General features: G+C 66.0%; 19 protein-coding genes. 12 read left to right on the top strand and 7 right to left on the bottom strand.

Annotated features, from left to right (window positions below; all coding sequences use genetic code 11):
- The first annotated feature begins 14 nt into the window (after positions 1-14).
- From D8Z78_RS18395 to D8Z78_RS24875, 12 genes are all read left to right on the top strand, one after another.
- Entirely contained in the window at positions 15-1,676 is a 1,662-nt protein-coding gene (locus D8Z78_RS18395; protein WP_206169705.1) for an ABC transporter ATP-binding protein, read from the top strand.
- Complete coding sequence (locus D8Z78_RS18390) at positions 1,673-2,482, top strand: class I SAM-dependent methyltransferase (RefSeq protein WP_121633789.1); 810 nt, start codon at positions 1,673-1,675, stop codon at positions 2,480-2,482. Before D8Z78_RS18395 ends, D8Z78_RS18390 begins: the two co-directional genes overlap by 4 nt.
- Positions 2,483-2,527: 45 nt before the next feature.
- On the top strand, positions 2,528-4,093 hold the full coding sequence (locus D8Z78_RS18385; RefSeq protein WP_121633791.1) for an ABC transporter substrate-binding protein: 1,566 nt from the start codon (positions 2,528-2,530) through the stop codon (positions 4,091-4,093).
- A gap of 67 nt (positions 4,094-4,160) precedes the next feature.
- The gene (locus D8Z78_RS18380; protein ID WP_121633793.1) at positions 4,161-5,153 is read left to right on the top strand and encodes an ABC transporter ATP-binding protein; all 993 of its coding nucleotides are present in this window, start codon (positions 4,161-4,163) and stop codon (positions 5,151-5,153) included.
- Entirely contained in the window at positions 5,150-6,103 is a 954-nt protein-coding gene (locus D8Z78_RS18375; RefSeq protein WP_121633795.1) for an ABC transporter ATP-binding protein, read from the top strand. The genes D8Z78_RS18380 and D8Z78_RS18375 overlap by 4 nt, the downstream gene beginning before the upstream one ends.
- Positions 6,103-7,035 (top strand): ABC transporter permease, encoded by a 933-nt coding sequence (locus D8Z78_RS18370; RefSeq protein WP_121633797.1) that lies wholly within the window; start codon positions 6,103-6,105, stop codon positions 7,033-7,035. Before D8Z78_RS18375 ends, D8Z78_RS18370 begins: the two co-directional genes overlap by 1 nt.
- Positions 7,032-7,913: an ABC transporter permease gene (locus D8Z78_RS18365; RefSeq protein WP_121633799.1), complete on the top strand. Its 882-nt coding sequence runs from the start codon at positions 7,032-7,034 to the stop codon at positions 7,911-7,913. Before D8Z78_RS18370 ends, D8Z78_RS18365 begins: the two co-directional genes overlap by 4 nt.
- A gap of 2 nt (positions 7,914-7,915) precedes the next feature.
- Entirely contained in the window at positions 7,916-8,857 is a 942-nt protein-coding gene (locus D8Z78_RS18360; RefSeq protein ID WP_121633802.1) for a sugar phosphate isomerase/epimerase family protein, read from the top strand.
- Positions 8,854-9,789 (top strand): sugar phosphate isomerase/epimerase family protein, encoded by a 936-nt coding sequence (locus D8Z78_RS18355; protein WP_121633804.1) that lies wholly within the window; start codon positions 8,854-8,856, stop codon positions 9,787-9,789. The genes D8Z78_RS18360 and D8Z78_RS18355 overlap by 4 nt, the downstream gene beginning before the upstream one ends.
- Entirely contained in the window at positions 9,786-11,243 is a 1,458-nt protein-coding gene (locus D8Z78_RS18350) for an alkaline phosphatase family protein (protein WP_121633805.1), read from the top strand. Before D8Z78_RS18355 ends, D8Z78_RS18350 begins: the two co-directional genes overlap by 4 nt.
- Before the next feature lie 322 nt (positions 11,244-11,565).
- A complete protein-coding gene (locus D8Z78_RS18345; protein WP_164933007.1) occupies positions 11,566-13,929 on the top strand; it encodes a glycosyltransferase family 8 protein in 2,364 nt (787 codons plus the stop codon).
- A gap of 1 nt (position 13,930) precedes the next feature.
- A complete protein-coding gene (locus D8Z78_RS24875) occupies positions 13,931-15,154 on the top strand; it encodes a TylF/MycF/NovP-related O-methyltransferase (RefSeq protein ID WP_206169704.1) in 1,224 nt (407 codons plus the stop codon).
- Here D8Z78_RS24875 and D8Z78_RS18335 read toward each other — a convergent pair.
- The 7 genes from D8Z78_RS18335 to hmgA form a co-directional block, all read right to left on the bottom strand.
- Positions 15,142-15,333, bottom strand: a complete 192-nt coding sequence (locus D8Z78_RS18335; protein WP_121633810.1) for a DUF2783 domain-containing protein — start codon at positions 15,331-15,333, stop codon at positions 15,142-15,144. The two genes, D8Z78_RS24875 and D8Z78_RS18335, sit on opposite strands and share 13 nt — an antisense overlap.
- A 3-nt stretch (positions 15,334-15,336) precedes the next feature.
- Positions 15,337-16,959 carry an FAD-dependent oxidoreductase gene (locus D8Z78_RS18330; RefSeq protein WP_121633812.1) on the bottom strand — a complete coding sequence of 541 codons (1,623 nt, stop codon included), beginning with the start codon at positions 16,957-16,959 and terminating at the stop codon, positions 15,337-15,339.
- 58 nt (positions 16,960-17,017) lie between these two features.
- Positions 17,018-17,392, bottom strand: coding sequence for a hypothetical protein (locus D8Z78_RS18325; RefSeq protein ID WP_121633814.1), 375 nt, complete (start codon positions 17,390-17,392; stop codon positions 17,018-17,020).
- A 107-nt stretch (positions 17,393-17,499) separates the two neighbouring features.
- Entirely contained in the window at positions 17,500-18,450 is a 951-nt protein-coding gene (locus D8Z78_RS18320) for an MBL fold metallo-hydrolase (RefSeq protein WP_121633816.1), read from the bottom strand.
- Between the two features lie 81 nt (positions 18,451-18,531).
- The gene (fahA, locus tag D8Z78_RS18315; protein WP_121633817.1) at positions 18,532-19,791 is read right to left on the bottom strand and encodes a fumarylacetoacetase; all 1,260 of its coding nucleotides are present in this window, start codon (positions 19,789-19,791) and stop codon (positions 18,532-18,534) included.
- Between the two features lie 10 nt (positions 19,792-19,801).
- Positions 19,802-20,431 carry a maleylacetoacetate isomerase gene (gene maiA / locus D8Z78_RS18310; protein ID WP_240672178.1) on the bottom strand — a complete coding sequence of 210 codons (630 nt, stop codon included), beginning with the start codon at positions 20,429-20,431 and terminating at the stop codon, positions 19,802-19,804.
- Positions 20,432-20,513: 82 nt separating this feature from the next.
- Positions 20,514-21,866 (bottom strand): homogentisate 1,2-dioxygenase, encoded by a 1,353-nt coding sequence (gene hmgA / locus D8Z78_RS18305; protein ID WP_121633821.1) that lies wholly within the window; start codon positions 21,864-21,866, stop codon positions 20,514-20,516.
- Positions 21,867-21,959: the final 93 nt, after the last annotated feature.

The raw sequence follows: 21,959 nt of genomic DNA, 5'->3' as shown, positions 1-21,959 counted from the left end.
GGCAGGTCACAGACATGATCGAGGCACCCGTCCTGTCCGTCAAATCGCTCTCGGTGGCCTTCGGGGCGCACGAGGCCGTGCACGATCTGTCCTTCGACATCCACGCGGGCGAGACGCTGGCGCTGGTGGGGGAAAGCGGCTCGGGCAAATCCGCGACGGCGCTGGCGGTGTTGCGGTTGATCGAGCGCGAGGGCGGACGCATCACGGCGGGCCAGATCAGGCTGGGCCGCGACGCACCGGTGGACCTTGCCGCGCTGTCGGACCGCCAGATGCAAGTCTATCGCGGCAACCGCATCTCGATGATCTTCCAAGAGCCGATGACCTCGCTCAATCCGGTGATGCGCATCGGCGAGCAACTGGCCGAGGTGCTGCGCCGCCATCAGGGCCTGTCCCGGGCCGAGGCGATGCGCGCCGCCGGTCAGGCGCTGGATCAGGTCCGCATTCCCGATCCCGCCCGGCGCCTGCGTCAATATCCGCACGAATTGTCGGGCGGGCTGCGCCAGCGGGTGATGATCGCCATCGCATTGGCCTGCCGACCCGATGTTTTGATCGCGGACGAGCCGACCACCGCGCTGGATGTAACGACGCAGGCCGAGGTGCTGCGCCTGCTGAAGGCGCTTCAGACCGAACTGGGCATGGCGGTGCTGTTCATCACGCATGACATGGGCGTGGTGGCCGAAGTGGCCGACCGCGCCCTCGTGCTGCGCCACGGCAAGACAGAAGAGGTCGCAACCGTCGCCCAGCTTTTCGAGGCGCCCCGGTCACGCTATGCGCGCGACCTGATGGCCGCGACGCCCCGGCTTGGAACCGCGCCCCTGCGCGCGCCGGTCGCGCAGGCCGAACCGGTGCTGACGGTCGAGGGGCTGAGCAAGGGCTTTGCCCTTGGCGGCGGCCTGTTCCAGCCCAAGACCGTCACGCAGGCCGTCGACGACGTCTCGTTCGAGATACGCCCGGGCGAGACGCTGGGCCTCGTCGGCGAGAGCGGCTGCGGCAAGTCCACCCTGTCGCGCGCGCTGATGCGCCTGATCGAACCGGATGCGGGCCGCGTGCGCCTCGCCGGGCGGGACATCACGCAACTGGACGCCGCCGCGCTGCGGCAGGCGCGGGCCGATATCCAGATGGTCTTTCAGGACCCGTTCGCCAGCCTGAACCCGCGCATGAAAATCGCCGATCTCGTCACCGAACCGGCGCATCTGCATTCGGGGATCATTGGTGAGGCGCGGCGCGCCCTGGCCGAGGACCTGCTGGAGCGTGTCACCCTGTCGCGCGGCGATGCGGATCGCTACGCGCACCAATTCTCGGGCGGGCAACGCCAGCGGCTTTGCATCGCGCGCGCGCTTTCGGTGTCGCCCAAGGTGATCGTCGCGGACGAGGCGGTCTCGGCTTTGGACGTGTCGACCGCCGCGCGCATCACCGCGCTTATGCAGACCCTGCAAGAGGAGATGCGCATCGCCTTCCTCTTCATCAGTCACGACATCGCGGTGGTGGAACGGGTCAGCCATCGCATCGCCGTCATGTATCAGGGCCGGATCGTCGAGACGGGCCCCGTGGGCGAGGTGCTGCACGACCCCAAGCATCCCTACACGCAAAAACTGCTGTCCGCCGTGCCCGCTGCCGTGCCGGGCGCACGGCCGGTGTCGACCGCGCGGATGCCCCTGTCGGAGCCCGCAGAATGATGGATGCCCCCTACACCCCGGATCGCTTCGACGCGGCGGTCGGTCACTACGTTGCGGCGCGTCTCGACTATGCCCCCGCGCTGATTGCGTGGCTGGCGCGCGAAACCGGCATCGCGGGCGGGCGCGTGCTTGATCTGGGCTGCGGGCCGGGCTTCATCGCCAATGCCATCGCACCCCATGCCGCGCATGTTCTGGGCCTCGACCCGAGCCCCAACATGATCGCCGCCGCGCGTGACCGGGCCGCGCCGAACGTGCGGTTCGAGATCGGCAGTTCCGAAGATCTGAGCCTTGTCGATGCCCCGCTGCACCTCGTCACCATCGGGCGGGCCTTCCACTGGATGGACCGGGCGCAGACGCTTGCCGATCTGGACGGGCTGATCGCCCCGGGCGGAGCCATCGCCCTGATCAATGACAGCCCCGTCAAGGCGCCGAGCAACCAGTGGTGGCACGCCTACAACGCGCTGGCCAAACGCTTTGCGGTTCTGGACGACTACAACCGGCACCGCGCCTCCGACGCGTGGGTGCCGCATGAAGAGGTGCTGTGCCAATCGCCCTTCGACAGGCTGCGCGCCATCTCCGTCTACCAGCGCCATGACTGGAGCTTCGACCGGCTCATCCGCCACACACTGTCGCGCTCTGCCACGACAGAGGCCCTGCTGGGTGAGCGCGTCAGAGAATTCGAGGCCGCCGCGCGGGACCTGCTGGCGCCCTATGGCCCCGGCCCGTGGACAAGCCTCAACCAGCACATCGCGCTGATCGCCACGCGGTCGGCGGATGACCCGTCCGGAGGGGACCGTGATGTCTGACCTCCGGGCACAAACCACCAAACCGAACCTCTGGGGGACAAACCCATGCTGAGAAGCATCATCAAGGCCGTCGCGGTCGCCGCGGTCGCATTGACCGCCGCGCCCGTTCTGGCTCAGGACGACACGCGGCCCGATCTGGTCGTGGCCGTCAACAACCTGCCCGGCTCGCTCGAAGGCATCGAAGAGATGGGCAACGTCGCCGTGCGCATCACCTACTCGATGTTCGACAGCCTGATCCGTCGTGACTTCCTCGCCGATGGCACCGGCACCGCATCCAAGCTGGTGCCCGGTCTGGCCGAAAGCTGGAAGCGCATCGACGACCGCACGCTGGAACTGAAGCTGCGCGAAGGCGTCACGTTCCATGACGGGTCCGAGCTGACCTCCGACGATGTCGTGTTCAGCTTCAACGCCGGTCGCGGCCACGGATACGATCCGCTGATCGGTGCCGCCGCCCGCTTCATGCTGACCGTAAGCCATATCGAGCCGGTCGACAGGTACACCGTCCGGGTCGTGTCCAAGGAACCCGACGTCCTGCTGGAACAGCGCCTTGCGGGCTATGCCTTCTGGGTCGTGGAAAACAAGAGCTACCTGACGCAAGGCAAGGATGCCTTTGCCCGCAACCCCGTCGGCACCGGCCCCTACAAGATGGATGAGTGGGTCGAGGGCGAATACATCCGCCTTGCCAGCCATGACGACTATTTCATGGGCAAGCCCGCTGCAAAGACCGTCACCTTCGTGCAGGTGCCCGAGGTCTCTGCCCGCATCGCGGGTCTCGTGTCGGGCGAATACGACATCTCGGTCAACATCCCGCCGGACCAGATCCCCACGATCGAAAGCTATGACGACCTGAAGGTCGAGCAGATCGTTCTGGACAACACGCATATGCTGGTCTTCTTCACCACGGGCCCGCTTGAAGACAAGCGCGTGCGTCAGGCGCTGTCGGCCTCCATCGACCGCGACCTGCTGCGGCAGGCGCTTTGGGCGGACAAGAACTACACCCCCAACGGCCACCAGCTGCCCGCCTACACCATGTGGATCGAGGACTATCCCGAGTTCGAATATAACCCGGAAAAGGCCAAGGCCCTGCTGGCCGAGGCCGGATATGACGGCGAGGAAATCGTCTACAAGTTCCCGCTGAACTACTACCTGCTGTCCACCGAAGCGGCGCAGGCCATGCAGCAGATGTGGAAATCCGTCGGCCTCAACGTCAAGCTGGAGCCGGTCGAAAACTGGGGTCAGGTCGAGGACCCGAACGGCACCGTCCACATCCGCCCGTGGTCGAACACCCACCGCATGCCCGACCCGCTGGGCAGCTTCGTGCCGCAATGGGGCAAGGCCTCGGGCATCCAGAACAACAAGCAGGATGCGGACCGCGCCTGGGACGCACCGAAAGCGTTCAACGACGCGCAGGACGTCATCGTGACGGCCACCGACTGGACCGTGCGTCAGGACGCCTATCGCAAGGCGCTGGACATCTGGATGGACGAGACGCCCGGCACGATGCTCTACAACCCGCTGGAAACCTACGCCATGCGCAAGAACATCGAGTGGAAGCCCTACGGCCTCTACTACATGGACCTGCGCCCGGACAACCTGAAGATCGCCGAGTGATCGGATGATCGCGGGCGGCCCGGGAAAGCCGGGCCGCTCCCCTTGAATTCAGCGGGACCTGCTTGCCATGACGCTTTATGTCTCTGATCTCGAAGTGACCATCGACCGGCGCGCAGGCGCGCCCGTGCGCCCGGTGCGCGGGGCGTCGCTGTCCGTCGAACCGGGGCATACTCTGGCGGTTGTCGGTGAATCGGGCTGCGGCAAGTCGATGACGTGTCTGGCGATTGCCGGGCTGCTGCCACGCCGCGCGCGGATCAGCGCCGGGTCCGTGCTGTTCGACGGTCAGGATCTGGCCGCCCTGCCCCTGCGCGAGGCCGCGCGGATACGGCGTCGCGCCGTGGCCTCGGTGTTTCAGGATGCAACGGGCGGGCTGAACCCCGTGCGCACCATCGGCTGGCAGGTCGCCGAGGCGGTCCGCCTGCGCATCGGCGCCACCCGTCACGAGGCCACGCGCGAGGCGGTGCGCCTTCTGGGGCGTGTCGGTCTGCCCGATCCGGAAAGTCGCGCCCGCGAATACCCGCACCAGTTTTCCGGCGGCATGAACCAGCGCGCCATGATCGCGCTGGCCGTCGCGGGCAATCCAAGGCTGCTGATCGCCGACGAAGCGACCACCGCGCTGGACGTCACGCTTCAGGCGCAGATCCTCGACCTGATCGCGGACCTGCGCGACAGCATGCGGATGGCCGTGCTCTTCGTCACCCATGACCTCGGCCTCGTGGCGCAAAGCGCGGACGAGGTCGCCGTCATGTATGCCGGTCGCGTGGTCGAGACGGCGCCGGTGGCGGGTCTGTTTGCAGACCCCCGGCATCCCTACACGCGCGGTCTCTTGTCCGCCCTGCCGCATGGCGCCGCGCCCGACACCCGGCTGCGGACGATCGAGGGCACCGTGCCTCCGATCGATGCACTTCCGCCCGGCTGTGCCTTTGCGCCGCGTTGTCCGCGCGCGAACGGCCTGTGTCGGCAGGACGACCCGGCGCTTGTCACCGGCGTCGCGTGCCATCACCCGCATGGCTCCGCCTCGAAGGTGGCCCCCACCCGTCATCTGGAGGCGGTTCAATGACCCAACTCGTCGCAACCGATCTGGCACGCAGCTATGCGGTGGGTCGCAAGAGGCTCTGGCGCCGCCAGAGGCGGTTCTTCGCAGTGGATGGCGTGTCCCTGACGCTGGAAGCCGGGCAGACCTTGGGCATCGTCGGTGAAAGCGGCTGCGGCAAGTCCACCTTGTCCCGGCTTGTCCTTGGGCTGATCGAGGCGGATCGCGGTGCCGTGACGCTGGACGGTCAGGACATGTTGCACGTCTCGGACGCCGCATGGCGGGCACAGCGGCGCCGGATGCAACTGGTCTATCAGGATGCTGCCGGGTCGCTCGACCCGCGCCTGACCGTGCGCGCGCAGGTGCAGGAGCCGCTGCGGATTCACAACCTGCCGCTCGACGCCGCCGAAGAGGCGCTGATCGCCGTCGGCCTGTCGGGCAAGATGGCGGATCGCTACCCACACGAGATGTCGGGCGGTCAATTGCAGCGGGTCGTGATCGCGCGTGCGCTGGCGCTGGACCCCGATGTGCTGGTCCTGGACGAACCCGTCTCTGCGCTGGACGTGTCGATCCAGGCGCAGATCGTCAACCTGCTCATGGACCTGCAGCGCGACCGTGGCCTGACCTACCTGTTCGTCAGCCACGACCTGTCGGTGGTGCGCCATATCGCGGACCGGGTGGCGGTCATGTATCTTGGCCGCATCGTCGAAGAGGCCCCGCGCGAGGCGCTGTTTGCCCGACCCTTGCACCCCTATACGCGCGTGCTGATGGACGCGGTGCCGCGACCCGATCCTGCTACCCGCCGCGCCCGCAAGCTGCAGATCGGCGACCCGCCCAACCCGGCTGACCCACCAAGCGGCTGCCGGTTTCACCCACGCTGCCCGCTGGCCCTCGAACGCTGCCGGACCGAAGACCCAGCCCTGCGCAGCTTCGGCCCGCGTCGCGCGGCCTGTCATCTGGTGGAGGATTTCGGCTGATGCGCTGGACCCTGATCAAGACCATCCGCGCGGCACTGACGCTGCTTTTGGTGGTGAGTTTCGTGTTCTTCGTCCTGCGGTTGTCGGGCGATCCGACCTACATGCTGCTGCCGGACGATATAGACGAGGCCACGCGCGACTTCTATCGCAGCAAATGGGGGCTCGACGCGCCTCTGTTCGAGCAGTATCGCAGCTACCTTGTCGCCCTGCTGCACGGCGATTTCGGAATATCGTTCCGCAACAATCTGGACGCGTTCGATCTGGTCTGGGACCGGGTGCCGAAGACGGCGCTGCTGATGGGAACCTCGCTGCTGATTGCGCTGGCCATGGGCATTCCGCTGGGCATCATCGCCGCCCTTTACCGCGACAGCTGGCTGGACCGAGGGGTGATGACGGTGTCGGTCTTCGGCTTTTCGATGCCGAACTTCTTTCTTGGTATCCTTCTGATCCTCGTCTTTTCCCTGAACCTGCGGGTCCTGCCCTCGTCGGGGTCGGACACGTGGTGGCACCTGATCATGCCCGCCGCGACGCTGGGCATCAGCTATGCCGCGCAATTCGCGCGCTACACGCGGTCGTCGATGATCGACGTGCTGTCGAAACCCTACATGCGCACCGCCCGGTCCAAGGGGGCGGCCCCGGCGCGTCGGGTGAACCTGCATGCGCTGCCCAATGCGGCCATTCCCGTGGTCACGATCCTTGGCTTCAAGGTCGGCGAGATGCTGGGCGGCGCGGTCGTGGTCGAAACGGTCTTTGCGTGGCCCGGCATCGGGCGGCTGCTGACCAGCGCGGTGGCGACGCGCGACCTTGCGGTGGTACAGTGCATCATGATCCTGCTGGCGATCACGATGATCGCCGCCAATACGCTGACCGACCTGCTCTATGGCTGGCTCGATCCAAGGGTGCGCGTCGGCGCGAAGGCAGGTGCGCGATGAGTGTCATGGAACGCATCACCCCGCGTCGTCTGCCGCTGCCGCGTTGGCTGACACGGGCGCCGCTCGCCGTGACGCTGGCAGCCGGGTTCATGGTGCTCATGCTGTTCGTCATGGTGTTTGCGCGGGTGATCCAGCCCTATGCCTTCGACTATATCGACCTGATGAACCGCATGGCCCCGCCCGTGCCGCTGGAGGGCAGCACGTGGCTGCACCCCACGGGGACGGATACGCTGGGGCGCGACCTGTTCTCGCGGCTGCTGGTCGGCACGCAGACCTCCATGTTGCTGGCATTGCTGGGCACCTGCCTTGGCGCGGTTCTGGGTGTGACGCTGGGCTTCGTCGCGGCGCATAAGGGGCGGCTGTGGGACGAAGCGATCATGGCGCTGGTGGATTTCCAAGCGGCGATGCCGTGGTTCATCATCGCGCTGGCGGTGCTGGCCTTCCTCGGCAATTCGATGGTGATCTTCATCGCCATCATGGCGCTCTATGGGTGGGAGACCTACGCCCGCATCACCCGGGGCCTCGTCCTGTCGGCACGCGAACAGGGCTATGCGCTGGCGGTCCGGGGCCTTGGTGCGCGACCGCGCTGGGTCTATCTGCGCCATATCCTGCCCAATATCTCGGGCCCGCTTCTTGTCCAGCTTACCGTAAATTTCCCGGCCACGATCCTGTTCGAGACCTCGTTGAGCTTTCTCGGCCTTGGTATCCGGCCACCGATGACCTCGCTCGGCCAGATGCTGGGAGAAGGGCGCGACTACCTCATCAACGCGTGGTGGCTGGCCGTGGTGCCGGGGATGACGATCTTTTTCATCACGCTCAGCATGTCGATCCTCGGCGATTGGCTGCGCTCGAAACTCGACCCGTCTCTGGAGGACTGACCATGGGTATCATCACCGGCTGCGGCCTCAACCTGACCTCCGTGCCGCCGGGGGATCTCGACGCCGCCGACCGACTGATGGCCGAATGGGCCGAGATCGGGTGCAGCCATGTGGAGATCAGCGCGCGGCGGCTCGACATCATCGTCGGCGGGCGGCTGAACTTGCCCGCCCTGCGCCGCGTGGCCGACATGATCGACCGGCATGGCATGGCGCCGGTGCTGCATGCGCCGCACGGGATCAACCTGATGGACCGCGCGCGCCGCGACATGCACCTTGCCGCCGCAGAGGCGTCCGTCGAATTCTGCCGGATCACCGGCTGCGCCTCGATGGTGCTGCATTCGGGGCATGTGCCCGCGCCGGACTGGGTGGTTCAGGCCGACGCGCTGCTGGCCGAGGAACGCGACCTGCTGTGCCACCTTGGCGATCTGGCGGAGGCGGCGGATGTGAACATCGCCGTCGAGAACCTGATCGCCAGCCCCACCAATGCCGGTCGCGTCATCTATGGGGCCGACCCGCGCGCGCTGGCCGCGCAACTGGCCGCGACGCAGCACCCCCGCATCGGCGCCTGCCTCGATTTTGGCCATGCCTTCCTGTCGGCGGCAACGCTCGGCTTCGACTTCATCGCGGGGTGCGGCGCGCTCTCGCCGCATGTGTGGCATCTGCATCTGCACGACAATTTCGGACGGCCCAGCGGCGGCACGGCCATCGGGGATGCGGGCGACGAGGTCGTGCTGGGACAGGGCGACTTGCACCTGCCGATGTTCTGGGGGGCCATCCCTTGGGCAGAGCTGCTGCCCGAAATGCGCTTTCGGGACGGCACCTTTGGCATGATCGAACTCAACGGGCGCTACAACGCCCATGCGCGCGGCGTTCTGGACGCCGCGCAGGCCATCGCCGCGCATCTGGACGGCGCGCCGCTCATCAACCCGTGGGAAGAACAATGACACAGATCATCGCGACCGGCTTCAATACCGGCATGACCGAGGGCGACCTGTCGCGCCTTGAAACACGTCTTGAACACATGGTCCGGATCGGCTGCACCGGGGCCGAGATCACGGCGGTGGGGCTCGACGCCGTGGTGGATTGCCGCCTGATCCCGCATCGCGCCGCCATGCTTGCGAAGATCATGGCGCGCCACGACCTTGCCTATTCGATGCATGCGCCCATCGCCATCAACCTGATGGACGAGGCGCATGCCGACATCATGCAGCGCGCCGCCTTGGTATCGATGGACCTTGCCGCCGAGATCGGCGCAAAGGTCGTCGTCATCCATCCCGGACGGGTCGCGCCGCTGGACTGGATCAATCGCCGCGCGGCGCTGTTGCAATTCGAGATCGACCAGCTTGGTCCGGTGGCAGAGCGCGCCGCCGCCTTGGGCATCCGGATCGCTTATGAGAACATCTCGCCCAATCCGCGCGTCATTGCCGGGCAGGAAACCTCTTATTCGCTCGACCCCGCACAACTGGCCGATCAATTGCAGCGGCTGAACCACGAGGCCGTCTGCGCCTGTCTCGACATCAGCCACGCCCAGCAGGGGGCCGGTCTGTTGGGGTTCGACATGATCGCCGCGTGCAAGGCGCTCGGCCCATGGATTGGCCATATCCATTTCTCGGACAGCACCGGCATCCCGGCCAGCTTTCCGACCGGGTCGCGCAACGAACAGCACTTCTTCGGCGTGGGCGACATGCATGCGCCGCAAGGCTATGGCCGCGTCGATTTCGAGGCGCTGGCCGCCGCGCTGCCCGTCCGCCCGGACACCCGTATCGTCATCGAGATCAAGTCGAACTTCATCGCCCACGCAGAAACGGACACGCTCGCGGCGGCCAAGGCCTTTGCCGTGGCTGTCAACGCCGCCCGCGCAGAGGAGGCCGCATGAGCAAGGTTGACCGCGCCGTCATCGTGGTCTTCGACGGGCTGCGCCCCGACAGGATCGCCGGGCTCATGCCCAACCTCGAAGCCTTTGCCCAAGAAAGCCTTTGGTTCACCGAGGCGCGCTCGGTCTTTCCCTCCATGACCCGGGTTGCGACCACATCCTTTGCCACGGGTGACTGGCCCGCACGGCATGGCATCGTCAACAACGCCTTCCATCGCCCCCAGATCGTCAAGGGCGAACCGCTCGACACCTCGAACTTCGACCACCTCGCGCGGCTGAAGGCCGCCGAGGAGGCTGTCGTGACGACCACCAGTCTCGGTCAAGCCCTCGCCCGGGCGGGGCTGCGGATGGGGGCGGTGCATTGCGGCTCTGCCGGGTCCGCCTATCTGGTCAATCACGAGGTGGCGTCGAACGGGCAATGGACCTTCTCCGTGCATGGCGAGGCCGCGACCCAGACCCCGGAGGCCGTGCGCGAGGCGATTGCGCGCTGTGGCCCGCTGCCCGGACACGCCGTTCCGAAATACGAAACCCTGAGCTATGCGGCACGGGCGTTTTCCGAGATGGCCCTCGGGCCGGACGGGCCGGATGTCGCGCTGATGTGGCTGCCCGAACCGGACACGACCTACCATCAGTTCGGCATCGGCTCGGCTCAGGCGCAGGCCGTGACGCGCGCCGCAGACGATGTCTTTGGCATGGTTCTGGAACAGGTGGCCAAGCACGACGGGCGGACTGCGGTCATCGCCATGTCCGACCACGGCCAGATCACGACGACGTTTCAGACCGACATCACCGCCGAAATGCAGGCCGCCGGGCTTCCGGCCAGCCACCGGCCCGACGACACCCACCGCCTCGCGCTGACCCGGGGCAATATGGGCGAAGTCCGCAGCCTCGACGGCGACCACGGCCTGATCGACGCGGCCTGCGCATGGCTGATGTCGCGGGACGATATCGGGATGGTCTTTGCCCGCGACGACATCGCGGACAGCCTGCCCGGAACGCTGCCCATGTCACTGGTCAACCAAGGGCATCCGCGTGCGCCAGAGCTGTTCTTCCTGATGCGCGCCTCGGATGCGCCGGACGGGCATGGCGTGAAGGGGACCTGTGGGCTGATCGCAGGCGTGCCTTTGGGTGGCGGGATGCATGGCGGCCTCAACCGCTATGAATTGAAGACCACGCTCATCATGCGGACGCCCGGCGGGCGGCAGGGCAAAGACCCCTGTCCCGCCGCCTTGGTCGACATCGCGCCGACGGTCTGCGATCTGCTCGACGTGCCGTTTGAGGCGACGGGCCGTATCCTGCCGCTTTTCGAGCCGGACAAAGCGACGGTCGGCACCGAAACCCTGAGCACTGGATGCGGCGCGTTCCGGCAAGTCCTGCACCGGATACATGTCGGAAACTCGGTCCTTATCGATCATGGTGGCCGTGCCCCCGAAACCGGCCCCCTGCCCGCGGTCTGACCTTGTCATCGGGTCGTTTGCTAAATTGTCTTGACCGGTCCTGCCGACACTGTCGGCTCGGTGTTTCGGCACGCAGCGGGGTGAGGGTGGACCTGAAAACATCGGTCTCATACGATCGGCAAGGTCGCACAATAAACGCTTCGGTGCGCGCGCGTCGAAGTGGCGGAACACATCGCCGCCGTCGCCCCATCCGTGGCCAAGACCCTTTTCTCCGTCGGGCCGGACGGCGGGCAGCGGTCGGTCCGATACATCGCCGTGCATGGATTTGACAAGCGCAAGGTCAGCCCCTACCCCTGCGCAACAAAGGCAGATCAGGCAGGTCATGACCAAGGAATTCCTCCGCTCCGCCGCGCCCGACGCATTGGTCGCGCATTTCTCCGGCCCAGAGGGCGAGCAGATGCTCTGCGACCTCATGGTGCGACGCGGTATGCAGGTCGACCTGATGGTCGCCGCCGACCGTCTGCTGTCGGTCGCGCCCGACCTGTCCGACCGCCTGTTCGCGCATGCCATGCTGGCGCAAGGCAGTCTTGAGGCCGCCAGCACCGCACTGGCCCAGTTGTTGCCCGAGGGCCGCGTGATCGACAGGCTGGCCTGCGCCACGGCGCATCGGCAAATGGGCGACATCGTCGAGGCGCGCCTTTTGCTGCGCGACGACCGGGCGGACCTGCCGCTGTGGCAGTTGGAAAAGGCGCGTCTGGCCGTGCTGGCGAATGACCACGCCGCCGCAATCGCGCATCTGGACCAGCTCACCGACCCCGGCACCTTGAAGGCCGAGATCACATGGCTGAGCGGCTACCTTGGCGGGCTGACAGGTCGGGACGGGCCGAAGGTCACGCGCAACCTGTCGGAGCGTCTCGCCGGGGCGTCGCGGGCCGGGGACCGGGTGCAGCTGGCGGTGCTGGACTACAAGACGCCAGAGCCGGGATCGTCGTCGATGAATATCGGCGACTGGATGCAAAGCGCCGCCCTGCTGCGCCATCTCGTCCGGCATTTCGGCGCGGACCTGACCTGCGACCATCCCGGCCTCGACCTGCGCCCCCTGCGCGACAGCTGGCCCATGGCCGAACGGATCACCGGCGCGCCGCCTGCGCATCTTGCCCTGATGGATCGCGACTTTCCCGAGATGCTGGCCCAGACCCATCCCGGCCAGCCAGTTCTGGCCCTGCTGCATGGCTGGTTCCTGCACCGGGTCTGGGGCCAGATCCGCGCCCTGCCACTGCCCGATCAGGTCACGCCGATCATCCTGAGCTTTTACCTGCAACGGGCCGAGGACCTGACCCCCGAGGTGGTGGATTTTCTCAAGGCGAACGCCCCCATAGGCTGCCGCGACCGCCCGACCTGCCACTGGCTGCTCAATAGCGGGATCGAGGCGTTCTTTTCGGGCTGCGTCACGACGACCATGGGGCTGGAGGTCGCGGGCCGTTCGGACGAGGTGCTTGAGGTCGATACCGACAGCGGCGGGATCGAACAGAACGCCCCCGCCTATCGCCGCATGGATTTCGCCGAGGCCATCGCGACCTGTCTCGACCTGCTGACCCGCTACGGGCGCGCCGCGCAGGTGACGACCTCACGGCTGCATTGCTATCTGCCTGCGCGCGCCATCGGTGCCAACGTCGCCTTCGCACCCAAGGATGCAAGCGACCGCCGCTTTGACGGTCTGATCTTTGACGGGCCGGGATTCGAGACGATCCGGAGGCGCGTCACCAACCTGATCGACACCGTGCTGGATGCGGTGCGGGCGGGTACGCCGCCGGACGGGCTGCGCGCGCTCTGGCGCGAGACCACCGCACCGCTGGTCGCCGAGGCGCGCGCCGACCTCGCCAAGGCGCAACCGCTGCGCCGCGCCGCGCGACCTGTCCCGCCCAGCCCGACGCGGCCCGGCGTGGACATTGTCATCGCGCTGGATCAGAGCTTTGTCCACCGGGCGGGTCCCTTCCTGCGCTCGGTGCGCGCGCATTCCGATGCGCAGATCGACATGCATGTCCTGACCCGTGGGATCGACGCGGCGGGCTTTGCCCGTTTGCAGGCCGAGGCACCTGCCCTGCGCCTGCACCAGATCACGATGGATGGGCGAAAAGCGCCCTTCGATGCGGCGCTGGCGGGGGGGGCCAACTCGGTTTCGACGATGGACCGGCTGCTCTTGCCAAAGCTGCTGCCGGATCTCGACCGGGTGGTCTATCTGGATTGCGACACCGTCTTGCTGGCCGACGTGGCCGAGCTTGCCGCGCTGCCGGTATCCGCGCTCGGGATCGCGGGCCGCGCCACGCCCAACCGGCAGTTCCGGACGCTGACGCAATGGATGGAACGCGCCATCCGGCTGCGCGGCTACCCGCAGGACGTGACCCGCGAGCTGCGCCGCCGCATCGCCGCGCATGGCCGGATCAACGCGCGCTACATCAATGCCGGCGTGATGGTGCTGTCCCTCGACCGGCTGCGCGCCCATGGCTTCGTCGAGACGGTGCTGGCGCTGGTCGAACGCTATGGCTTCGAGGATCAGGAAGCCATCAACATGTACCTGCAAGGCGATTTCGCCCCCATGCCAGAGGCGTGGAACATGCAGCCCTATGGCGACCACATGGCAGCGCCCAAGCTGATCCACTGGGTCGGCGCGCGCAAACCGTGGATCACCGCCCGCCCGATCCGCTGGGCCGGCGAGTGGCGGCGCTACGCCCGGAACGAGGCCTGACATGACCCGCAAGACCGCCCGCCCCACCGAATGGAGCGACCCGGACAAGTTCAAGCGCAACTGGGACAAGCGCGCCGAAGCGGTGCGCGACTGGCTGCCCGATACCGGCATCGTGGCCGATATCGGCTGCGGACCGCATCAGGCGCTGCGCGGGATGCTGGCGCCGGGAGTGGGCTACCAGCCTGCCGATCTGACCGGCTGGACGCCCGAGGTCGCCGTGATCGATCTCGATCAGGGGCAATTCCCCGAGGGGGATTTCTCGGCCAGCACCTTGCTGGGCGTGCTGGAATATCTCGAAAAGCCGGGGCTGGCGCTGCGGGCGGCGCGCAAGCGATCCGGCCGCCTGATCCTGTCCTATGTCCACCCCAAGGGCGAGGATTTCGCGCCGGTTCGGGAAAAACGCCACTGGATCAACGCCTTCAAGCCGCATGTGCTGACACGCCTGCTGGCCCGGCAGGGCTGGCAGATCGCCGAGCAGCGGGTCTTTGGCGAAACCAACCACGGCATCCAGATGCTCTACCTGTGCACGCCCTGCGCGCCGGTCAAACCGCCCGCGCTTGGCCCGCTGGCCAGCCGGGTCCGCGAGGAAGGTCTGACCTACCTGCGCCCGGAAAAGATGGCCCGTCTGGAAACGGTGCTGACCGGGATGGCAACAGTGCCCGAGGGCGATTTCGTGGAATTCGGCCTTGCGCTTGGCGGGTCGGGCATCGTGATCGCGCAGGCGGCGCAGGCTCAGGGACGGCGGTTCCTTGGCTTCGACGTCTTTGGCCAGATCCCCGCGCCCAGTTCGGAACATGACGACCCGCTGTCCCGCGCCCGCTACCGCGAGATCGCCGAGGGCAAGTCGAGCGGCATTCGCGGCGCGCTGTATTACGGCTATCGCGACGACCTGCTGGGCGAGGTCACCGACAGTTTCGCGCGCTTTGGCCTGCCGGTCGATGGTGACCGGGTGCAGTTGCACAAGGGCCTGTTTCAGGACACGTGGCCCGCCCTGCCCACCGCACCGATCGCCTTTGCCCATGTGGATTGCGACTGGTACGACCCGGTGGCCTTCTGCCTGACGGCGCTGCACGCCGTGCTTGTCCCCGGCGGCGCGATCCTGCTGGACGACTACCACGATTACGGGGGCGCGCGACTGGCGGTGGACCAGTTCGTCGCCGCCCACCCCGATTACCGGATGGAAGACGGCGACAACGTCATCCTGTGGCGCAATCAGCCCGGCTGACGGGCCAGGGTCAGCGCCTCGGATAGGGCCTCGCGGTCGCCGATGTGGTTGGCCAGCAGCAGGATCAGGCGCGCGTTCAGGGCGGCGCTGTCGTCATCGCTCAGGCCCTCATGCGCGGCGATGAGATCGGCATAGAAATCGTCCGGCGCGGCGATATTCGGCTGTGTGTTCAGGCGCATGGCTTATCCTCTTGCGGTGGCGCGGCGCAGGGCGTCGCGAACAGCGGAAGCGTCGAAGCTGTCCCACCGCGCGGCGACATGCTGGTCGGGCCGGATCAGGTAGACGGCGCGGGGCGCATCACCGAGATAGCGGGCGGCCAGCGCGCCGGTGGGATCGTCCGAGGCGCTCAGCGCCACGCGCGTGACCGCGATGCCATCCTCATCCAGCGCATCGGGCGCGTCGGCGTCGATGGTCAGAAGCTGGAAGCGACCGCCAAGCTGGCCGAGCAGGAACCGATCGCCCACTGGCGCATCCGGGCAAGGCGAACCGGGGCGCGTGCGCGCCGGGCCACCGGTCAAGGCGTCTGCGCCGTTCAGGCTGAGCCCGTCATAGGTGCAGGGCACGCTGAGGCGCCCCGAATTGACCAAGGGCCGGGCAAAGGCGTGGTGCTCGGCCAGATCCAGCACCGCGTTGCGGAAGATATGGCTGGTCTTGGATTTCGGCGTGATGAAATCGGTGGACCGCGTGGAATTCAGGATATTCTCGTCCGCCCCATAGGCGCGTTCCTCGTGATAGCTGTCGAGCAGGCGCTCGGGCGCCTTGCCTTGCAGCACCAGCCCCAGCTTCCAGCCGAGGTTGTCCACATCCTGCATGCCGCTATTGGCCCCGCGCGCCCCAAACGGGCTGACCTGATGCGCCGCATCCCCGGCAAAGATCACCCGGCCATGGCGGAACTGCTTCATCCGGCGACACTGGAACGTGTAGATCGAGGTCCAGACGATGTCGTATTCGACGCCCGGAAGCATGGCGTCCAAACGCTTGCGCACGTTTTCCTCGCGCAGTTCTTCCTTGCGGTCGATATTCCAGCCGATCTGGAAGTCGATGCGCCATTCGCCATCGGGCTGCTTGTGCAGCAGGGTCGAAGCGCCGGACTTGAAATGCGGCTCGAACCAGAACCAACGCTCGGTCGGGAAGTCCTGATTGTTCATCTTGATGTCGGCGATGAGGAAGCTGTCCTCGAAGACGCGACCCTCGAAATCGAGCCCCATCATGCCCCGCAAGGGGCTGGAGGCGCCGTCGCAGCCGATCAGCCAATCGGCCTCGATTGTGTAGGGGCCGTCGGGCGTGGTGATGTTCAGGCGCACGTGGTCGTCATGGGTTTCGACGCTGTCGACCCGGTTCTTGCCCCGGATGTCGATGGGCGCGCCTTCGGCCTGCGCCTGCCGCACGCGGTCCACGAGGAAGCGTTCGAAATAGGGTTGCTGGAGGTTGATGAAGGCCGGGAACTTGTGGCCGTCCTCGGGCAGCAGGTTGAACTCGAACACCTTGCGGTCGTCGTGGAAGACCTTGCCGAGGTTCCAGACCACGCCCTTGTCCAGCATCTTGTCCGCCGCGCCGTAGCGGTCGGCGATTTCGAGCGAGCGTTTGGCGAAACAGATCGCGCGGGAGCCCTGCCCGATGCCCTCGTGATCATCCAGCACCACGACCGGGATACCCTGAAGGCCAAGGTCCAGCGCCGTGGCAATCCCGATGGGACCACCGCCCATGACGACGACCGGGTGACGGACCGGCTGGGCGGCGTCCTGATCGGATGAGCGTTCATAGGGGTAGAGTTTGAAGGCGAGTTGATAGCGGTCGTGGATCATGTCGGCTCCTCCTTGTCCCACGGGCAGACGGGTCAAAGACCGCAGTCTGCGAGTGACATCATTTTTTCAGGCACGACTGGATCGTGCGTCCGTCGTTGAGGCTGTAGCTTCGATATTCGAGGCAGGGTTTGTTCAATTCCCCGACAATCATCATTGCTGTCCCCAATGCCGCAGAGATTGCAACTGCCAAAACCAAGCGAGTCTGGTACCGAAGCAGTTGGTTTCTGGCATGCGTGTTCCGAGAGTCGAACCAAACCCGAAACGCGTTGTAGTAGCCGCCGGTCAGCACGGCCTTTTCAGGTTCATCCAGGGCACTTTTCCGGAGCGCGTGCGTAAAGCTTGAAAGCCGCGCAATAGCCTGGAGGAAAAACACGAGCGCACACAGTACGCTCACGCACAGGGCAAGTGCCAAAGCGATTTTCAGGCCAGACATCCCCACTTCTCCCCCTTGAGTTGACCGGTTGGGTTGACGCTTGGTGTCAGCCCGTTCGATAGATGGAACGCCCAAACAGCGCCCCATCCATGCCGGACTGCGCGGAGTCACCCCTGCAGGCTTGCCCACATGTCCTTGTCGCGTTGGGCGGTCCAGACGCGGGGTGTGTCGATGCCGCGGGCCTCGTCATAGGCGCGGGCAACGTTGAACGGCAGGCAGTGTTCGTAGATGGCGTAGTCGCTGAACTTCGGGTCGCATTCGGCGCGGCAAGCGTCCCAGGCCTCTTTCAACGTGCCGCCACGGGCGACGACGCGGGCGATGGGCTTGTAGGTCGAGTTGACGAAATCCGCCGTGGCGGCGATGGCCTTGGCGACCATGTCCTCGCCGACCAGCGCATCGCCGCGCCCCGGCGCGATGGCCTTGGGCTCATAGGCCGCGATGTTCATCAGCGTGTCTTCCCAGTCGCCGAAATGCCCGTCGCCGCAATAGCAGGCAGAGTGGTATTCGACGATATCGCCGGTGAACATGACCTCTTGATCCGGCACCCAGATCACCGCGTCGCCCGCGGTATGGGCGCGGCCCAGATGCATGATGTCGACCCGGCGCTTGCCAAGGTAGACGGTCATCCGGTCGGAGAAGGTGGTCGTGGGCCGCGTCAGGCCGGGAATTTCCTCATGGCCCTGAAAGAGCCGTGGAAAGCGGTCGAATTCGCTGTCCCAGTCCTCCTGACCGCGCTCCTCGACCATCGCCGCTGCCACGTCGGACATGATGATTTCCCGCGCGCCGTAGGCGCTTGCGCCCAGCACGCGGACGGCGTGGTAATGGGTCAGGACGAGGTGGCTGATCGGCTTGTCAGTGACGCTGCGCACGCAGTCGATCACCTTGCGGGCAAGGCGCGGGGTGGCCTGCGCCTCGACGATCATGACGCTGTCATCGCCGATGATGACGCCGGTGTTCGGGTCGCCCTCGGCGGTGAAGGCGTAAAGCCCCTCGCCCACCTGCGTGAAGCTGATTGTCTTTTCTTCCATGTCTCCGGCAGAGGCGAAGGCTTTGGTCATGGTGCGGTCCTTTCGCGCCCCGGGCCTGATCCGGGGCCTCTTGGTCAAAGGTGGAGGTCCCGGATCAAGTCCGGGACGGGGTTATCTCTTGTAAGGGTCCTCAAGCGCGGGCAGCACCTTGGCCGAGCAGGCGCCAAAGCCCACGCGGTAGCCGTCGCCCAAGGCAGCGCCGCGCAGGGTCAGCGTGTCGCCGTCCTCGACGAAGCTGCGGGTCTCGCCGCTGTCCAGCGTGATGGGCTCCTTGCCACCCCAAGTGATTTCCAGCAGCGCGCCGCGCTGGTGCTTTTCCGGACCGGAAATGGTGCCCGATCCCAACAGGTCGCCGACATTCATCGGGCAGCCCGAGGTGGTGTGATGCGCCAATTGCTGCGCGCTGGAGTAATACATCTGGTTGTAGTTGGTCCGGCTGATGACGGTTTCGTCCTTGCCTTCGGGGGCAAGGCCGACCTCCAGCGCGATGTCATACAGCATCGGACCCGGTTCCTCGAGATACGCCAGAAGCGGGCGCTTGCGCTCGGGCGTGGTGGTGCGGAACGGCTCCAGCGCCGCCTTGGGCACGATCCACGGGCTGATCGTGGTCGCCGTCGCCTTGGACTGGAACGGGCCGAGCGGCATGTATTCCCAAGCCTGGATGTCGCGCGCGGACCAGTCGTTGAGCAGGACATAGCCAAAGATCATCTCGTCCGCCTCGGCCACGGTGACCGGCCCTTCGGATTGTTGGCCGACAATCGCCCCCATCTCCAGTTCGATATCGAAGCGTTTGCACGGCGCGAAGACCGGCAGGTCCTGATCCGGCGCCTTCAACTGTCCCCACGGGCGGCGCAGATCGGTGCCCGACACCTGAACCGAGGACGCCCGCCCATTATAGCCGATCGGGATCGACAGCCAATTCGGCGGCAGCGCGTTTTCAGGGCCGCGGAACATGGTGCCGACATTGCTGGCGTGATGATAGGAGGCGTAGAAATCGGTGTATTCCGCCACGGTGAAGGGCAGGCACATCCGCGTGCCCACCTGCGGCACCAAATACTGCGTCAGCCCCTGCGGGTCCTCGTAATCCTCCGCCAGCAATTCCGTGATCGCGGCGCGGAAACCCGCCCAGATCTGCGGCCCCAGCGCCATGAACTCGGACCAGTCGCCGAAGAAGAACACCTCTTCCTCGTCCGGCACGGCGATCACCCCATCCGCCTCCAAAGCGGTCACGTCGAGGATCATGTCCCCGATGGCAACGCCGCAATGCTGCTCGCCATCCTGCGTCAGAAAGGCACCGTAGGGCAGGTTGTTCAGGGGGAAGTCGGTCTCAGACGTGTTCGCGCTGTCGACCCAGCTTTTCATCAGGGGCATTTGGGCTCCTTTATTGGGCATCGGGTTGGTGTTCGGGCAAGGCGGCGTGGATCGCGGGGATCGCGCGCGCGGCCTCATCAATCTCTACAAGCCTTGCGAAGGGCGTCATGTCCAGCCCCCAGCGCCGCGCATTGACCATCTGCCCAACGAGGCACAGATCGGCCTGCGTCGGCGCGTCGCCAAAGCCGAACCGGCCTGTCGGCGCGATCAGCCGCTGGAAGGCGGAAAACCCCTCGGCCATCCATTGGCACATCCAGTCGCGGACCTCGTCGGCGGAGTGGCCCAACCGCTTGAGATGGCCCACGACCCTGAGGTTGTTGACCGGGTGAATGTCCATCGCGATCACCTGCGCCGCCGCCCGCACATGGGCGCGCGCCACCGGATCGGACGGCAAAAGGGCCGGGTCCGGATAGGTTTCTTCCAGCCAGTCCAGAATGGCCATCGATTGGGTCAGCACGGTGCCGTCGTCCAGCACCAGCGTCGGCACGCCCCGACCCGGGTTCAGCGCCGCGTATTCGGGCGCGCGCTGCGCCCCGTCCAGCAGGTTCACCGAACGGGTTTCATACACGACCCCCTTCAGGTTCAGGGCCGCGCGCACGCGCAGCGAGGTCGTCGACCGCCAATAGCCGTAAAGGATCACGCGCCACCTCTTGCTTCTTCTGGCCACAAGTACCGCGGGGGAGTCACGGCCTGCCGTGACGGGGGCAGCGCCCCCAAGGCCCTCACTTCTTGCCCGGCGTCCCGTCGAACTTCTTCTCGAGACTGTCCCAGCAGTCGATGTAATCATCCTGCAAGGGGGCTTCTTTCGCAGCGAATTCCGTAAGATGCTGGGGGAACCTCGTCTCGAACATGAAGGACATGGTGTTGTCCAGCTTCTCGGCCTTCAGATCGGCATTGGACGCGCCCTCGAACGCGTTCTTGTCCGGGCCGTGCGGCAGCATCATGTTGTGCAGTGACATGCCGCCGGGCACGAAGCCCTTGGGCTTGGCGTCGTACTGGCCATAGATGTTGCCCATCAATTCGGACATGATGTTCTTGTGGTACCACGGTGGGCGGAAGGTGTCCTCTGCCACCATCCAGCGTTCGCGGAACAGGACGAAGTCGATATTCGCGGTGCCCGGCACACCGCTTGGCGCGGTCAGGACAGTGAAGATCGACGGATCGGGGTGGTCGAACAGGATCGCACCCACCGGGCAATAGGTCGACAGATCATACTTGTAGGGGGCGTAGTTGCCATGCCACGCGACCACGTCCAGCGGGCTTTGGCCGATCTGCGTCTCGTGGAACTGGCCGCACCACTTGATCGTCAGGGTCGAGGGCACCTCTCGGTCCTCGAACGCCGCCACCGGCGCCTTGAAGTCGCGCGGATTGGCAAGGCAATTCGCCCCGATCGGGCCGCGCCCGGGCAGTTCGAATTTCTGGCCGTAATTCTCGCAGACGAAGCCGCGACACGGGCCGTCGAGCACCTCGACCCGGTAAACGAGGCCACGGGGCAGGATCGCGATTTCCTGCGGCGCAAGGTCGATGATCCCCAATTCTGTGCAAAAGCGCAGGCGGCCTTGTTGAGGAACGACCAGCAACTCGCTGTCGGCGCTGAAGAAATAGCTGTCCACCATCGACTCGGTCACGAGGTAGATATGCGAGGCCATCCCCACCTGCGTGTTCACGTCGCCCGCCGTCGTCATGGTGCGCATGCCGGTCAGCCAAGTGGTTTCCCCTGACGCCTCGACCGGGTCCCAGCGATACTGGCCCAAGCTGATGACATCGGGATCGACGCATGGCGCGCTTTTCCAGTATGGCAGGTCGATCTTGGTATAGCGTGCCGAATGCTTGACCGAGGGCCGGATGCGATAGGTCCATGTGCGTTCGGGCGGGTTCGCCGTGAAGGCCGTGCCCGACAACTGCTCGCCATAGAGCCCGTAATTGCATTTCTGCGGGCTGTTCATCCCCTGCGGCAGGGCCCCCGGCAGCGCCTCGGTCTCAAAGTCATTCCCGAAACCGGGCATGTACCCATCATGCGTCCCCACAACATGCGGCGCACGGATCATGCCTGTCGGCAAGGATGATACGGTCATGGCGTCCTCCCCAGGTCTGGTTACCATCTCGCGGGTCGTTTAATCATTGCACATGCAACGATGTCAACGATAATTGTTGCATATGCCACGGAC

The organism is Tropicibacter alexandrii (genome assembly GCF_003667315.2).
In the GTDB taxonomy this organism is placed as follows: domain Bacteria; phylum Pseudomonadota; class Alphaproteobacteria; order Rhodobacterales; family Rhodobacteraceae; genus Tropicibacter; species Tropicibacter alexandrii.
Note: the sequence above shows the minus strand (reverse complement) of the source record. Positions and strands in the feature narration are given on the sequence as shown.

Bases quoted from the DNA above. Each gene is read 5' to 3' on its own strand.
- D8Z78_RS18335 (WP_121633810.1), bottom strand. From the start codon at position 15,333: ATGCGCCTGAACACACAGCCGAATATCGCCGCGCCGGACGATTTCTAT.
- D8Z78_RS18385 (WP_121633791.1), top strand. From the start codon at position 2,528: ATGCTGAGAAGCATCATCAAGGCCGTCGCGGTCGCCGCGGTCGCATTG.
- D8Z78_RS18320 (WP_121633816.1), bottom strand. From the start codon at position 18,450: ATGACCAAAGCCTTCGCCTCTGCCGGAGACATGGAAGAAAAGACAATC.
- D8Z78_RS18330 (WP_121633812.1), bottom strand. From the start codon at position 16,959: ATGATCCACGACCGCTATCAACTCGCCTTCAAACTCTACCCCTATGAA.
- D8Z78_RS18370 (WP_121633797.1), top strand. From the start codon at position 6,103: ATGCGCTGGACCCTGATCAAGACCATCCGCGCGGCACTGACGCTGCTT.
- D8Z78_RS18375 (WP_121633795.1), top strand. From the start codon at position 5,150: ATGACCCAACTCGTCGCAACCGATCTGGCACGCAGCTATGCGGTGGGT.
- D8Z78_RS18345 (WP_164933007.1), top strand. From the start codon at position 11,566: ATGACCAAGGAATTCCTCCGCTCCGCCGCGCCCGACGCATTGGTCGCG.
- D8Z78_RS18390 (WP_121633789.1), top strand. From the start codon at position 1,673: ATGATGGATGCCCCCTACACCCCGGATCGCTTCGACGCGGCGGTCGGT.
- D8Z78_RS18380 (WP_121633793.1), top strand. From the start codon at position 4,161: ATGACGCTTTATGTCTCTGATCTCGAAGTGACCATCGACCGGCGCGCA.
- fahA (WP_121633817.1), bottom strand. From the start codon at position 19,791: ATGCCCCTGATGAAAAGCTGGGTCGACAGCGCGAACACGTCTGAGACC.
- D8Z78_RS18365 (WP_121633799.1), top strand. From the start codon at position 7,032: ATGAGTGTCATGGAACGCATCACCCCGCGTCGTCTGCCGCTGCCGCGT.
- D8Z78_RS18350 (WP_121633805.1), top strand. From the start codon at position 9,786: ATGAGCAAGGTTGACCGCGCCGTCATCGTGGTCTTCGACGGGCTGCGC.
- D8Z78_RS18395 (WP_206169705.1), top strand. From the start codon at position 15: ATGATCGAGGCACCCGTCCTGTCCGTCAAATCGCTCTCGGTGGCCTTC.
- hmgA (WP_121633821.1), bottom strand. From the start codon at position 21,866: ATGACCGTATCATCCTTGCCGACAGGCATGATCCGTGCGCCGCATGTT.
- D8Z78_RS18325 (WP_121633814.1), bottom strand. From the start codon at position 17,392: ATGTCTGGCCTGAAAATCGCTTTGGCACTTGCCCTGTGCGTGAGCGTA.
- D8Z78_RS18355 (WP_121633804.1), top strand. From the start codon at position 8,854: ATGACACAGATCATCGCGACCGGCTTCAATACCGGCATGACCGAGGGC.
- D8Z78_RS18360 (WP_121633802.1), top strand. From the start codon at position 7,916: ATGGGTATCATCACCGGCTGCGGCCTCAACCTGACCTCCGTGCCGCCG.
- D8Z78_RS24875 (WP_206169704.1), top strand. From the start codon at position 13,931: ATGACCCGCAAGACCGCCCGCCCCACCGAATGGAGCGACCCGGACAAG.